Origin of the sequence: Mesorhizobium sp. M0678, assembly GCF_040320505.1 — a bacterium.
Taxonomy (GTDB): Bacteria; Pseudomonadota; Alphaproteobacteria; order Rhizobiales; family Rhizobiaceae; genus Mesorhizobium.
On record NZ_JAMYPT010000026.1, the window covers coordinates 15,268 to 29,574 of the forward strand.

The following is a 14,307-nucleotide window of genomic DNA, read 5'->3' on the forward strand; positions in this document are numbered from 1 at the left end:
CAGAATTGAGATACAAAAGGAGGAGCACTCTGGACGACAACCCCTGAGGTGTTTCCATGGCTCACGTACCGCAAGATCGGGTCGACGAGGTAGCACCTCGGGATACCCGCCCTGAACCGCCCATCAAAAGCATGCCCCAAGCAGATATCGCGCTCAGGGGACTCTACGAGATATCGAAGGTGCTGACCGCCCCCAGCGAGCTGGAGATTACGCTCGCCAATGTCGTGAACATCCTGCCTTCGTTTCTGCAGATGCGTCACGGAGCAATCGTCGTCCTGGACGCTGAAGGAGAGCCGGAGATTGCCGCAACTGCCGGCAATACCCACGCACCTCAATCAGGCACTCGCCGCGTCATACCACAGGCCGTAACAGATCAAATCGTCGCTACGGGGACGCCGCTCTTCATCCCGGACGTCCGCAAGTCCCAACTATTTCAGGCTGACCTTCAAACGTCTTCGAGCAGCGGCACCATCCCAATTGCCTTTATCGGTATCCCGCTAAAGGCTGATCATAAGATCCTTGGGACATTGTCGATCGACCGCGCCGGAGACGGCGCCACCGACTTTCGCGACGACGAGGACACATACTTCCTGACGATGGTCGCCAACCTTGTCGGCCGGACCATCCGTCTCCATCGCATCCTGAGTACAGATCGTCAGCGGTCTGTCCATGAGCAATGGAGACCGGAGAAATCGCCCAACGAGGGTAGGACCTACGACCCTGCCCGGCATGCGGATGTCAAAATCGACGGGATCATCGGGGAAAGCCCCGCACTCAAGCAGGTGCTCGAAACCGTCTCGGTCGTAGCAGGGACCAATTCCACCGTGCTACTGCGGGGTGAAAGCGGCACCGGCAAGGAATTCTTTGCGCAAGCCATCCATAAGCTCTCACGTCGGAGGAAGAAGTCTTTCGTCAAATTGAACTGCGCCGCACTGTCTGAAAGCGTTCTGGAGTCAGAACTGTTTGGGCATGAAAAGGGCGCTTTCACGGGTGCTATCTCCCAGCGCGCCGGTCGTTTTGAATTGGCAAATGAGGGAACGCTGCTACTTGATGAAATCGGCGAGATTTCGCCGGCCTTTCAAGCCAAGCTGTTGCGTGTCTTGCAGGAAGGCGAGTTGGAGCGAGTCGGCGGCACCAAAACGCTACAGGTCGACGTGCGCCTCATATGCGCCACCAACAAGGACCTCGAGACGGCCGTCATAAAAGGGGAGTTCAGGGCCGACCTTTATTACCGCATCAATGTGGGGCCAATTATCCTGCCTCCGCTCAGAGAGCGACCCGGCGATATTCCACGCCTTGCGAACGCGTTCCTCAACCGATTCAACAAGGAGAACGATCGCGCACTTGCCTTCGCGCCGTCGGCGCTTGACCTGATCTCGCAATGCTACTTCCCTGGTAACGTCCGCGAGCTGGAGAACTGCGTCCAAAGGACGGCCACACTTGCGCGTTCAAGGACGATCACGCCATCCGATTTCGCCTGTAAGAAGAGCCAGTGCCTTTCCTGGCTCCTCTGGAAGCGAGCCGACCGCTCGAATGGCGGCAATGCCATCGACGATCTCGCACGGTTCAACGAAGTGCCGGTCGGATTGCGGCTGCCGGCCAGTCGCATCGGTGCCTCCGCAGGCAAGGTATCTCCCCTTGCGGCGGGCGATCCGAACGATCCCGCTTGTCCCCCGCGTCTGACGGAACGCGACCGGCTGATCGACGCGATGGACAAGGCCGGTTGGGTTCAGGCCAGGGCGGCTCGTATCCTCGGCCTCACGCCGCGGCAAATCGGCTACGCGCTGCGCCGGCATGGTATCGAGGTGAAGAAATTCTAGACGTTGTGATGACGTCAAACGTAAGCCCGGAGTAGTCTCCCTCACACTCTGCGCGCCCAAGGCTGGTAGCCTTCGCGACCCGATTTGCTTGTCCACTGTCGGAAGCCCGACAAAGGTGTGTCGGAGCAATCCACGGAATCCGACACGAAAGCCAATTCGTGAACCAAAACCGCTCTTTGAGCTGGCATAGCTCTTGCGGTTTGAACTGCGACTTCACCCAGCAACGGAGCCGTTCGATGTCCGCACCGGCAATTTCGCTTGAGAGCCTCAGCACGACATTCGATGACCAGTTGCTTGCCACCGTGAAAGCCGGTGGCTGCGCGACTTCGTCCTGCGGCTCGTCGATAAAGCCGGACGACACGGATCCGGCTGTCTGGGACAAGATCAAGGATCACCCCTGCTTTTCAGAAGAGGCGCATCACTATTTCGCGCGCATGCACGTCGCGGTCGCGCCCGGCTGCAATATCCAGTGCAACTACTGCAATCGCAAATATGACTGCGCCAACGAAAGCCGGCCTGGGGTGGTCTCCGAAAAGCTGACGCCCGACCAGGCGCTACGCAAGGTGGTCGCGGTCGCCAACGAGGTGCCGCAGCTTTCCGTGCTCGGCATCGCCGGACCGGGCGATGCCTGTTACGACTGGAAGAAGACGAAGGCAACGTTCGAACGAGTCGCCAGGGAAATCCCAGACATCAAGTTTTGCATCTCCACGAATGGGCTCGCGCTGCCGGACCATGTCGAGGAGCTTGCCGACATGAATGTCGATCACGTGACGATCACCATCAACATGGTCGACCCTGAGGTCGGTGCAAAGATCTATCCTTGGATCTTTTACGACCATCGCCGCTACGTCGGCATCGAAGCCGCCCGGATCCTGCACGAGCGGCAGATGTTGGGCCTGGAGATGCTGACCGCGCGCGGCATCCTCACCAAAATCAATTCGGTGATGATCCCCGGCGTGAACGATGAGCATCTGATCGAGGTGAATAGATGGGTCAAGGAGCGAGGCGCGTTCCTGCACAACCTCATGCCGCTGATTTCGGACCCGGCGCACGGCACGCACTACGGACTGAGCGGGCAACGCGGCCCAAACGCAATGGAGATGAAGGCTCTTCAGGATCGTGTCGAAGGCGGCGCCCAGTTGATGCGCCACTGCCGGCAGTGCCGGGCAGATGCCGTCGGCCTGCTCGGTGAGGATCGTGGCCAGGAATTCACACTCGACCGGATTCCCGGCGAGGTCACCTACGATGCCAGCAATCGCAAGGCCTATCGGGAGCTGGTCGCGGAGGAGCGCCGTGATCACGTGGCGGCTAGGAGAGAAGCGATCGGATTGGTCAAGGCAGCGAGCCCCGGCAAGTCCCTTCTCTTCGCGGTGGCGACCAAGGGCGGCGGCCGCGTCAATGAACATTTCGGCCATGCGAAGGAATTCCAGGTTTATCAAGCCTCGCCGAGAGGGATCAGTTTTGTCGGGCATCGGAAGGTGGAGCAGTATTGCCTCGGCGGCTGGGGCGGAGAAGCCGCCCTCGATGGCGTCATCGCAGCGCTTGAAGGCATAGATATCGTGCTGTGTGCCAAGATCGGAAATTGCCCGCAGGATCAGCTTGCGGACGCTGGAATCCGAGCCACCGACGCTTATGCCCATGACTATATCGAGACCGCAATCAGCTCGATTTACGCCGCCACGTGTGGGACCCCCGCACTCGCGGCGACGGCCTGAGTTGTCTCATCCATTCGGACCAGGAGTTAAAATGGCTTTCAAGATCATCGCATCCCAATGCACCCAATGCGGCGCCTGCGAATTCGAATGTCCCTCCGGCGCGATCAAGTTCAAAGGCGAGAGCTACGTGATCGAGCCGCACAAGTGCACCGAGTGCGAGGGGGTCTTCGATGCGCAGCAATGTGCCTCGGTATGCCCGGTGCCGAAGACCTGCGTTCCTGCGTGACGGACATTGGGCTGCCGACATGGTCGGGGATGCCTTCGCAGGACGCCTGGAACGCCTTTGTTCACGATCTGCAGCCTCAAGAGAAATCAGGGAACGGACATGTCGCTCGGACGCGAAGAGGAGGTCGAAATCCGCAGGCCTCCACGATTCATGCCGGGAGAGCGGGTACGTGCCACTCGCCACATAAAAAATGACGGCACCTATCCTGGCAGGGAGATCGGCGAAAATCTCGTGCGGAAGGGCGACGAGGGATATGTGCGCGACATTGGCACCTTTCTCCAGCAGTTCTTCATCTATGCGGTCGAATGGATCGACCGTGGCACCGTCGTCGGCATGCGAGCGCGTGAACTGATGAGCCTCGACAAAGCCGAGGCGCCCTGCAGTGCTGAAAGCAATACCAATGAAGGGACGGCCAGATGAAAGTCATGATCCGCAGGACCGATGCTGGCTTGTCGGCGTATGTCCCGAAGAAGGACCTCGAAGAGCCGATCATCAAGCTCGAGAAGGAAGAGTTGTGGGGCGGAACTGTGACGCTCAGGAACGGGTGGCGGCTCCTCCTACCCGATCTTCCACGGGATACGCGTCTGCCGATCACCGTCGAGGCAAAGAAGGTTTCCGAACAGGACTGATGCTGCCCCTTGATAGGTGCGTCGCGAGGAACGAGCATGAACACGATCCTGACATCGGGCCACCTCGTCATCGTACGGGACAGTTTTGCCGAAAAGCTGCTTGACCTGGCGAAGGAAGCGCTCGCCGCCGATCAGGTGATCCCCTATCTCGGTCCGGGTCTTCTTGGGTTCAACTGTGCGGAACCGCCTGTGCCGCATACGCCGGAGGTCGTTGCCGCGGCACTCAATGCACGGGCGCCAGCCCCTTCCAGGATCCGCACCAATATGTGGTCGGTTGCGCAGTTCATCGAACAGCGCCGGCATCGCCGGACGCTTCAAGCTTGGATGACCGACATATTCGCAGCGCCGGTGGCGCCCACCCTCCTCCACGCCTGGCTCGCAAGGCTGCCGCTCTCCCTCATCGTCGACAGCTGGTACGACGGCGCGATGCGCACGGCTCTCGTAGAGACCGGCCGAACGGACGTCGTTGAGATACAAGGCGTCACGCGGGCGAACGAAATCGGTAACATTTGGACGAAAACCTACGATTTGTCCGGGAGGGAACTCGACCCCCGATCGGGGGCAAAGACGGTTCTCTATACACCTCACGGGAGTATTAGGCCGGCGCAAAACTTTCTCGTCGCAGATTCCGACTATGTCGAAGTCCTGACCGAAATCGATATCCAGACACCGATCCCAGACGTGGTGAAGGAACGGCGCATCACCCGTGGATTTTTCTTCGTTGGCTGCCGCTTCAACGATCAGATGCTGCGCACCTACGCCAGGCAGATGATGAAGCGCTCCCGAGGTCCACATTCCGCGGTAATGGACGCGGAAACGCTGACCAGAAACGAAGCGCGTTTCCTTGCGGCAAGCGGAATCACGGTGATCGACATGCCAGTAAGTGAAGCCGCGGCTCGGCTTATAGGAACGCGCCCTGCTGCAGGTGGTGGACAGGATTAACAATGGCGGGCCCCTTTGATGATTGGTCCTTCGGCTTGCCTCGAAGGCGCAAAATGCAGTCGGGAATACACCCGTGAGCAGTGATGCTATCGGCAGCGCAACGAATGCTCTGAATTCGTTGACCCATGTGGAAGCGGCGCGCTGGGGCCGGGATTTGAGTACGCTGTTGCGCATCACGCGTATGAATTTGCGGCATCCCTGGCAGGTCGCCTTCGCTATGGGCTCGACGATCATGGCGGCAATCCTCCAGTTGCTCATTCCCCAGCTGCTCGGCCGGGCTGTCGACCAGACCCAGACAGCCATCGGGGGCGGTGTCGCGGGGACCGCGGCAGGACAAGCGCTCTGGATCCCGGCTCTCCTGCTGCTCGCCGTCAGCGCGCTACGCGGCCTTTTCACGATGGCGCAGAACTATTTTGCCGAGGCCGTCGGGCATCATGTCGCGTACGAACTGCGGCTCGCCTACTACGACAAAATCCAGCGTCTCAGCTTTTCCTTTCACGACCGGGTCCATTCAGGCGATCTGATCACCATCGGAATGCTCGATCTCCAAGGCGTGCGGATGTATTTTTCCACCGCGCTCGTTCGCGTGGTCCTGCTCACCATGCTGATCGGGATCGGCGCCTACATGATGATCTCGACCGATCCCATGCTCGGCCTGGTCGCGCTGAGCTTCGTGCCTTTTGTCGCCTGGCGCTCATCGGCCACACAGCTTAGGCTGCGCGCCACCTGGCTCGACCTGCATGAGCGGCTTTCGGTACTAAGCCGCGTGATGGAGGAAAATCTCGCAGGCATCCGCGTGGTCCGCGCTTTTGCGGCTCAAGCCTACGAGATGCTGAAGTTCGACGGCGCTTCCAAGAACGCGCTCGACCTCGCCAACGACCGCGTTGACATCTACGTGCCCAGCACGTCGGCGATGACCTTGTCCTTCTTTTTCGCAATGGGATTGGTGCTCTGGATCGGTGGCAGCAAGCTCGTCGCTGGCGAGATCAGCGTCGGAACGGTGGCGACCTTCCTGACCTTCATGACAATCCTGCAAATGCCAGTCCGCCAGATCGGCCTCATGGTCAATGCTTTTGCCCGCGCTTCTAGCTGCGGTTCGCGGCTTTTCGGTCTCCTCGACCAGGAGATCACAATCAGGGATGCTCTCGAGGCCAGACCGCTCGAGATAAGCGACGGCACTCTGCGCTTCCACAATGTCTCGTTTGCGTACCCCAGCGCCGAAAACCGCGCCATTTTGAAGAACCTCAGCTTTGAGGCCCGTAGAGGCGAGACGATCGCGATCGTCGGTCCGCCGGGTTCGGGCAAATCGACGATGGCTCATCTGGTCCCCCGCTTTTACGACGTGACCGGTGGCGCCATCACGCTGGACGGCCAGGACATACGCAATGTCACCCTTGCGACGCTTCGCAAGGCGGTCGCCGTCGTACAGCAGGATGCATTCCTATTCACCACTACGATCGAGAACAACATCGCTTATGGCGATCCCTGGGCGAAGAGACAGCGAATCGAACGCGCTGGCGAATTCGCCCAGCTCCACAACTACATCCTCGGGCTCCCAGCAGGCTACGAGACGGTCGTGGGCGAACGCGGCGTCTCTCTCTCTGGCGGCCAGCGCCAGCGTCTCACGATTGCTCGCACCATGATGCTGCGCCCCTCCGTCGTCGTTTTCGACGACTCAACGGCCGCGATCGATGCCGGCACCGAGCAGCGCATCCGCGCGGCGATGCGGCGCTTCGCCAAGGATCGGGTGACGATCATCATCGCGCACCGGCTGAGTGCGCTTGTGCATGCCGATCAGATCCTTTTTGTCGATAACGGCGAAATCGTAGAACGCGGCACGCATCAAGAGCTTTTGGCGAAGCGGGGACGCTACAGGGCCCTTTACGATCTCCAGACGCGCCCGGGTGATGACAATATGACCCAGTATGGGGGCGCCCGCTGATGGCGCAGGGCCGCGCCGGCGAAGTCGAAGCCGAACGTGGCGACGGCAGACGCCCTCCGCGCGCGGTTGTCGGCTCGCACCGCATCGAGGAGGAGATGTTCGGCCGGGCTTTCGACAAGAGCATCCTCCGGCGCATCTGGGCTTTCGTCCGTCCCTATCGGGCCAGGGTAGTCATCACGATTGCAGCAATGCTGATCTTCACCGGGACGCAGCTTCTCATCCCGTTGATCATCCGCTACGCGCTCGACCAGGGCATGAACCCGGCAAGGACCGATCGCTCAGCCCAGCTCGCGGCCGTCGGCGCGTTCGTTTTGGCGATTTTGGTCAATTTCGCTGCCGGCTACATGCAGGAAACCGTGGTTGGGAAAGTGGCCGAAACTGTCCTGTTCGACATCCGCCGCGCCATGTTTGGCCATCTGCAGAAGGTTTCGCTCTCCTTCATGGACAAGACCGAGGTCGGACGCCTCATGTCGCGCCTGCAAGGCGACGTCAACTCCATACAGGAATTCCTCGAAACCTCGGTATATTCCGTAGGCGATGTTGCGCTTCTCTTCGGCATCGTTTTCGTAATGCTGTGGCTCGACTTCCGCCTCGGCCTCCTGACGCTCTCGGTTCTGCCGGTCCTGGTGATCGTCCGCATTGTCTGGCTGCCGCGTGCCCGCGCCGCCTTCATGGCTGCACACGAGACTAATTCCGTCGTCAACGGCGCGCTGGCCGAAGCCATTCACGGCGTGCGCACCGTCCAGTCCATGGACCGCCAGCAGGTGAATTTCATTCTTTTTGACGACAAGGCCCATGCCAACCTCAGGACCCACCTGATCGCTGCCAAATATGCACTGGTCATGGTGCCTATCGTCGATGCCCTCACCGGCCTCGCCATGGCCGCCGTTATTGTGGTCGGCGGCTCGATGGTCATGAATGGCCGCATAGATGTGGGCGTATTGGTTGCCTACCTATTCTACATCCAGCGCTTCTTTGACCCGATCCGCTCACTCACCCTGCAATATTCGATCATGCAGCGCGCCATGGCCTCAGGCAAGCGCCTGACCGATGTGCTCGACGTCAAGATCGATGTTCAGGACAAACCCAATGCCGAGGTGCTTTCGCCCGAAATGGACGGCTCGGTCGAGTTCAGGGACGTCACCTTCGGCTACAATCCGAACCGTTCGGTGCTGAAAAATGTCTCCTTCCGGGTCAATCCCGGCGAGACGGTCGCACTGGTCGGGCCGAGCGGTTCTGGCAAATCGAGCGCGATGGCCCTGGTCCACCGCTTCTATGATGTTCAGCAGGGCCAAGTGCTGGTCGGCGGACATGATGTGCGCGATCTCACCCAGGAATCGCTCGGCCGCGAGGTCGCCATGGTGCTGCAGGAGCCGTTCCTGTTCACCGGGACGGTCTTCGAGAACATTCGATACCACAAGACGGAAGCCACGCGCGACAAGGTGATCGAGGCCGCCAAGGCGGTCGGCGCCCACGACTTCATAATGAGCCTCGCCGACGGGTATGAGACCCAACTTGGCGAACGCGGCGACAACTTATCTCTCGGCCAGCGCCAGCTTATCAGTTTCGCCCGCGCCCTCGTCGCCGACGCCAAGATCCTCGTGCTCGACGAAGCTACCGCCAACATCGACAGCTACACGGAAATGCAGATTCAGAAGGCTCTGATAAAGCTGCTTGAAGGCCGCACTGGCCTCGTCATCGCCCACCGTCTTGCCACGATCCGGGGTGCCGACCGCATCATCGTGCTTCAGAATGGCCAAGTTGTTGCGACTGGCAACCACGATCAGCTAATAGCCATGGGGGGCCTGTATTCCAAACTCTACAATCTCAACTACGCCTCCTTCGACGATATTCCCGAACACGATACGACCGTACAAGCCGGCTACCAGACCTGACGTCTTGGCGGCCTTGTGGTACTGGCATTGACTTCGGGCGTGCCGGCGGACACTCAGGCCGCCGCAGTCGAGGAAGCAGGTAGCATTCATGAAAAGCACTCGCGCAGATCGTGAAGACCGGCTGCGAACGATTTCCTCCAGCGTCGTTATCCGACCGCGGTGCACGCCGCGACATCGGGCGAACTCGCTCCAGGTGGTGTCGCTCGGCGTAGCAAAGCCGCTCGCGAGCGCGCCCTCAACAGCGCCGTAGCGAGTGACGGCTTTGCTACCGCCGAGCCGCTGATGAAGCTGGATCTGAGCGCCGCACCGGCGCCGCCCCGGGCGAGAAGAACCTCTGCGGCGGGCTATGGGCAACGAGTAGCGCGAGCGCGACGAGCAGACGCGTGCCGGCATCGTGACGCGCTCGGCCATCATCTCCTTAGGATCGCGCAGGTTCACACGATGGCCCAGACGCCAGCCAACGCACAAACCTGGTAATCTGTGCCGCCGGCTCGTCGTCAGTTTGGCCTCCCTCCCGATTGCCCGTCCCCACCACGTGCACGCTCGAGCAATGTGAGGGAGCGCTGTTACAACGATTTACCTTCGGATCAGACCGCGAATTTCATGGTTAGCCAAGTCGAGCCATGATTTCGGATTGAATGGTCGTCGCAGTGTACAGGGAAGCATCTAGCGGCAGATTTCCAAATGCCAGTTGACAAAGCAGGTAGTTGGCACCTGCCTCTTCCAACTGACCGAACAGAGCTTTTCGCACAGATTCTGCTGATCCTACCACGCACAATTCACGCTCTACTGCCTCATTGAAGGTCAGCGGCAGGTTTGGTGGAGTCGGGATGGCATTAAGGTCGTAAAGGAATTGGAAGCTCTTGAGCCATCGTTCGTAAGCAGGTGCCGCGATCGAATACGCGTCTGTTTCAGAACGCCCAATCACCACCATTCGGAGCAATCCAATAAATAGCGCTCGATCGCCCGTGTCAGTGTTGTCCTCTCGATAGGCGCGGAAGGCATCTGTAGTTTTGCGAACAGAAGAGGAAGGCCCTACACACGCGATGTTTGCTCCATTCGCAGCGGCCCAGGCTGCGGACTCGGGTCGATTGGCGGCGACCCATGTCGGCGGATGTGGACGCTGATGAGGTCTTAGCGTCAAAGGAACGTCATTGAGCTCAAAATGGCGGCCTTGATAGCACAGCGTGCCAACCTTCATGGCATTAACAAGTATTTCAACAAGAATTTCGCTGGCTTCCGCATAGCGGCCCGGCACCGCGTCCGCACCAATCCCGAAGTAACCCAATTCGATCGGGAGAGCACCGCGCCCTATGCCCAGTTCGAGCCTGCCACCGCTCAACTGGTCCAGCATACAGATCTCTTCGAACGCACGCAGCGGATGATAAAGCGCAAGCAGCATCACCAAGGGTCCGAGACGCAGGCGCCGGGTGCGCTGGGCGACGCTCGATAAGAACAGATTCGGCGATGGACCTCTCCCATGGGGGGTACAGTGGTGCTCTGCGAGATGATAGGCATAGAACCCTAGCTGATCGCACGCCTCTGCTAATATCAGGCGATCTTCGTACTGCCGGGCGATATCGCGGCCGTCCTCGTCCAGATGATCGAAGATGCCGAAGGCTAGGTTTGAAGGAAAGACGTTTGTCACTCGATATTGTCCCCGATTTTAAAGCAGGCTGTTCTCTTGCTGGGATGACCAAGCAAGCCGAAAGATAGCAGTGTGTGATCTCGGATTAGCGTCAGCGTACCGAACAAGCAGAGCCTGACGCTCCCCTGCCCGTGGTGCTTGGTATGTTTAAGCTTCCAACTATATCGCGAGCGGCAGCAAGAAATGCATCCAATTGCTCCTTTGTGCCGATGCTGACGCGGATGCAATGTTCCAAACCATTATCCGGAAAGTAGGCAACGAGTATCTTTTGCCTTTCCAAGGCTGCTTGCCACCATGAGCCGTCCTGTCCCGCTGGCACACGGGCTAGCAAGAAATTTGCGTGGGAGGGCGTTACGGAAAATCCAAGTTGCGACAGTGCGGCTGTCACTCGCTGTCGTTCATGTCTGATGTGCTTGTGGTTCTCTGCGTAGGCGCCGCGATGCGCAAGCACGCTGATACCAACCGCATGCCCGATCACGTTCATGTTGAAGACGTTCTGGATGTTGCGCAGCCTGCCAATAATCTCAGGGTGACCGAAACCGAAACCGACGCGAATGCCGGCGGCGGCATAGCTCTTCGAAAATGTTCTCAAGATCAGAAGGTTCGAATAACGGTTGATGAGGCGCAGCCCGTGATCGGGTGCAAAGTCGACGTAGGCCTCATCAAGGACGACCAGGCGATCCGATTGTGCCACGAGGCGTTCGATATTGCTTATCGAGAGGAATGTTCCGGTCGGATTGTTTGGATTGGCCACCAGAATGAACTTGGCGTCTTTTGCCGGACCGGAAAGCAATTGCTCCATTGGCAGCGAATGAGTTTGACATCCGATCTCGAGAAACTCAGCACCATGCAACATGGCAAGTTTGCGGTTGAACGAAAACCCTGGCGATATCATCGCCACCTTGTCGCCAGGGGCGAGGAAAGCTCTGTAGATGAGTCCGAGCAGTTCAGACGACCCGTTGCCTGCGATGACCTGATCCGTGGATACCCCATAGGTATTGGACGCTGCTTCCCTCAAGCTGATGTTATCGTCGTCCGGATACAGATACTGGCGATTGAGGGCCGCCACTGCACTTTGCATTATGATTGGCGGCAACGGAAACGGGTTCTCATTCGTATTCAGCTTGACAAAACTTTTGTCCGGCGCTGGTCCGTTGGACGGCAGAGCATCTAACTGTCGCGTCCCTTGCGGAAGAGACGAAAGCACAGCTTGCAGTTTTGCATCGGACATATTTTATCTCCGTTTCAGTCGCACAGGGGCATCCGTATGAGCTCGCAACGAGAGCAACATGGCGGACGGATTGACGATGGCAGCGTCGCCTTTCACAAGATGGTCGCAACGCCGGCTGCCACGGGAATTCGGCCAGGCTGTCCTCGGTCGGATCGACTTGACGCGGACGCGGATCTGCATCCCTGCGCGGGCCAAGCCGCTAAGCGGTCTTAGCTAATCCGCCTGAGTCATGCTTTCACAGACGCTTGACCTCGATGCCGTATTTCCTCAGCACGTAGCCAATCTGGCGCGGGGTCAGTCCAAGCAGGCGCGCCGCCTTTGCCTGCACCCAGCCACATCTTTCCATGGCAGCAATGACGCGCTCGGCGTCGGTGGTCCTCGCGCCCAATGAGTGGGTTGCTCCGGCAGGCGGGACTGTGGTGGCGGCCGAACGAGCGGCCGCATCCGGCGGCGTGGCCGAATTCACTGCCTCTGGCACGATTGGCGCTGGTTGCAGCGCGGCCTTGCCCGATCTGCTCTTCCGCAGCGCCTCGGCAAAGCATTGGTCGTGGGAGCACGCAAAGTCGTTTCTCCCGATTGATAGTCCCTCCGCCAGGATCGCTGTCCGGTGCACGCAATTTTCAAGCTCGCGAATGTTGCCGGGAAATTCACATTTCATCAGTACTTCAATCGCACGCGGATCGAAGGTCAGCGTACGGCCGTTCTCATCGTTGAAATTCTTGAGAAACTCAGCTGCCAGGAGCGGAATATCGCTGCGCCTTTGGCGTAATGCCGGCACCAGCAAGGGAACCACGTTGATGCGATAATATAGGTCGGCGCGGAACTCATTCCTTGCAACCGCCTCTTCAAGGTTCCTGTTCGTGGCGGCAATCACGCGAACGTCGACCTTGATGGTCTGGTTGCTGCCGACGCGCTCAAACTCCTGCTCCTGCAGCACGCGCAGTAGCTTTGCCTGGAAGGAGGCCGAGATCTCGCCGATCTCATCCAGAAACAACGTCCCCTTGTCGGCGAGCTCAAAGCGACCCTTGCGGGAATTGAACGCGCTTGTGAAGGCACCCTTCTCATGACCGAACAATTCGGATTCCAGGACTGTCTCTGGCAGCGCTGCACAATTGAGTTTGATGAAGGGCCGCTTGGCGCGCGGCGACAACTCGTGAATTGCCTTGGCGACCAGCTCCTTCCCGGTACCGGATTCGCCTCGCAACAGAACCGTGGTCTTTGCCTTAGCTACCACTGCGATCTTCTCGAGCAGCGCGCTTAGCGCCGGACTATCGCCAATCATTCCCTTGACGTGAACCTTCTTGCGCTGCGGTGCAGGGTGCTTGACATCAGAGAATTGCGTTTGCAGCCGATCTTCCACCTCCGTCGGTCGTTCGCGGTCGCCCGCGGAGAAGCGGTGCAACTTGACTGTCTGTCCCACCATGTTGGCTATCATGGTGAGCAGCCGGACATCATAATCGAGCCGATACGTTGACCTGCTGTCCAAGGCGCGGTCGATAGTCAGCGTGCCTACGGCGTTCCCATCAACACGAATGGGAACGCCGATGAAGGACACGGTGTCGGAGGCCCCAAGCACCTCTATGTCAGCGGCAGTGAAGGCCGAATGCACCGCTATGTTCTCGGCGACGAGCGGCGTGTCCGTCGTCACAATCAGATCGATTGCCTTGCGCGGCAGGCGCATGCGGGAGCGCTCATCGCTGTTCTCGTCGCAGCCGGTGACTACGGTGATGTCCAGTACGCCCTCAGCGTCGAAGAGAGCGATGATGCCGTGCCGCATCTGCACAAACGAGGGCAGGAGATCGACGACCTTGGCCAACGTGACTTCGAGCCGGGCGGGGTCGGTGAGTACTTTCGATATTTCGAAGATGCCGGTAAGCGCGTGCTCGTGCGATGGCACAAAAGGGACCGCGGTGTTCATCTCGGACTTTGGGTAAGCCCTTTTCGCATCCGGAAGCGAAATGCGGCACTCGCTGGCATTTTGTTCTGATTTGGGAATGTTGTGGTGCATATGATCCTCGATCTCGCGCCATGAAATGCATGCCGGCGGCATGTGCGCCCGCGACGTCGCGGGCAAGCGCGAAAATGCTCTGACGTGAACTCGTGCCACCGCCGTGTGGTCGAGTGCAAAGCGGGTCGACCCCTGACGCATCGCTTGGCTCTCCCTCCACGAAGCTTGGCCACGTTCTCGGCTTGCACGGGGGCAACCACACGTTGATTTTCAAAAGACTGGAGCGAGGCGGGATAGTCAATCGAGCTTTC

At 59.2% G+C, this 14,307-nt stretch carries 11 protein-coding genes; 8 read left to right on the plus strand and 3 right to left on the minus strand.

What is annotated here, in order from left to right:
* Positions 1–56 precede the first annotated feature (56 nt).
* The 8 genes from nifA (NKI29_RS28880) to NKI29_RS28915 all read left to right on the plus strand — a co-directional run bounded on the left by nifA (NKI29_RS28880) (position 57) and on the right by NKI29_RS28915 (position 9,169).
* A complete protein-coding gene (nifA, locus tag NKI29_RS28880) occupies positions 57–1,820 on the plus strand; it encodes a nif-specific transcriptional activator NifA (RefSeq protein ID WP_352798064.1) in 1,764 nt (587 codons plus the stop codon).
* A gap of 236 nt (positions 1,821–2,056) precedes the next feature.
* Positions 2,057–3,535: a nitrogenase cofactor biosynthesis protein NifB gene (gene nifB, locus NKI29_RS28885; RefSeq protein ID WP_352798066.1), complete on the plus strand. Its 1,479-nt coding sequence runs from the start codon at positions 2,057–2,059 to the stop codon at positions 3,533–3,535.
* 31 nt (positions 3,536–3,566) lie between these two features.
* Positions 3,567–3,761, plus strand: coding sequence for a 4Fe-4S dicluster domain-containing protein (locus NKI29_RS28890; protein ID WP_352457023.1), 195 nt, complete (start codon positions 3,567–3,569; stop codon positions 3,759–3,761).
* A gap of 99 nt (positions 3,762–3,860) precedes the next feature.
* Positions 3,861–4,181, plus strand: coding sequence for a nitrogen fixation protein NifZ (locus NKI29_RS28895; RefSeq protein ID WP_031256099.1), 321 nt, complete (start codon positions 3,861–3,863; stop codon positions 4,179–4,181).
* Positions 4,178–4,390, plus strand: a complete 213-nt coding sequence (nifT, locus tag NKI29_RS28900) for a putative nitrogen fixation protein NifT (RefSeq protein WP_352798068.1) — start codon at positions 4,178–4,180, stop codon at positions 4,388–4,390. The genes NKI29_RS28895 and nifT overlap by 4 nt, the downstream gene beginning before the upstream one ends.
* A gap of 36 nt (positions 4,391–4,426) precedes the next feature.
* A complete protein-coding gene (locus NKI29_RS28905) occupies positions 4,427–5,332 on the plus strand; it encodes an SIR2 family NAD-dependent protein deacylase (protein WP_352798070.1) in 906 nt (301 codons plus the stop codon).
* A gap of 73 nt (positions 5,333–5,405) precedes the next feature.
* Positions 5,406–7,274, plus strand: a complete 1,869-nt coding sequence (locus tag NKI29_RS28910) for an ABC transporter ATP-binding protein (RefSeq protein ID WP_352798073.1) — start codon at positions 5,406–5,408, stop codon at positions 7,272–7,274.
* Positions 7,274–9,169, plus strand: a complete 1,896-nt coding sequence (locus tag NKI29_RS28915; RefSeq protein ID WP_352798076.1) for an ABC transporter ATP-binding protein — start codon at positions 7,274–7,276, stop codon at positions 9,167–9,169. Before NKI29_RS28910 ends, NKI29_RS28915 begins: the two co-directional genes overlap by 1 nt.
* Positions 9,170–9,776: 607 nt before the next feature.
* Here NKI29_RS28915 and NKI29_RS28920 read toward each other — a convergent pair.
* From NKI29_RS28920 to nifA (NKI29_RS28930), 3 genes are all read right to left on the minus strand, one after another.
* Complete coding sequence (locus tag NKI29_RS28920; RefSeq protein ID WP_352798079.1) at positions 9,777–10,817, minus strand: LLM class flavin-dependent oxidoreductase; 1,041 nt, start codon at positions 10,815–10,817, stop codon at positions 9,777–9,779.
* Between the two features lie 91 nt (positions 10,818–10,908).
* Positions 10,909–12,048 (minus strand): histidinol-phosphate transaminase, encoded by a 1,140-nt coding sequence (hisC, locus tag NKI29_RS28925; RefSeq protein WP_352798081.1) that lies wholly within the window; start codon positions 12,046–12,048, stop codon positions 10,909–10,911.
* Between the two features lie 235 nt (positions 12,049–12,283).
* Positions 12,284–14,056, minus strand: a complete 1,773-nt coding sequence (gene nifA, locus NKI29_RS28930) for a nif-specific transcriptional activator NifA (RefSeq protein ID WP_502896733.1) — start codon at positions 14,054–14,056, stop codon at positions 12,284–12,286.
* Positions 14,057–14,307 lie beyond the last annotated feature (251 nt).

Excerpts from the sequence above, each read along its gene's own strand:
- nifA (WP_352798064.1), top strand. The coding sequence starts at position 57 with ATGGCTCACGTACCGCAAGATCGGGTCGACGAGGTAGCACCTCGGGAT.
- nifB (WP_352798066.1), top strand. The coding sequence starts at position 2,057 with ATGTCCGCACCGGCAATTTCGCTTGAGAGCCTCAGCACGACATTCGAT.
- NKI29_RS28890 (WP_352457023.1), top strand. The coding sequence starts at position 3,567 with ATGGCTTTCAAGATCATCGCATCCCAATGCACCCAATGCGGCGCCTGC.
- NKI29_RS28895 (WP_031256099.1), top strand. The coding sequence starts at position 3,861 with ATGTCGCTCGGACGCGAAGAGGAGGTCGAAATCCGCAGGCCTCCACGA.
- nifT (WP_352798068.1), top strand. The coding sequence starts at position 4,178 with ATGAAAGTCATGATCCGCAGGACCGATGCTGGCTTGTCGGCGTATGTC.
- NKI29_RS28905 (WP_352798070.1), top strand. The coding sequence starts at position 4,427 with ATGAACACGATCCTGACATCGGGCCACCTCGTCATCGTACGGGACAGT.
- NKI29_RS28915 (WP_352798076.1), top strand. The coding sequence starts at position 7,274 with ATGGCGCAGGGCCGCGCCGGCGAAGTCGAAGCCGAACGTGGCGACGGC.
- hisC (WP_352798081.1), bottom strand. The coding sequence starts at position 12,048 with ATGTCCGATGCAAAACTGCAAGCTGTGCTTTCGTCTCTTCCGCAAGGG.
- nifA (WP_502896733.1), bottom strand. The coding sequence starts at position 14,056 with ATGCACCACAACATTCCCAAATCAGAACAAAATGCCAGCGAGTGCCGC.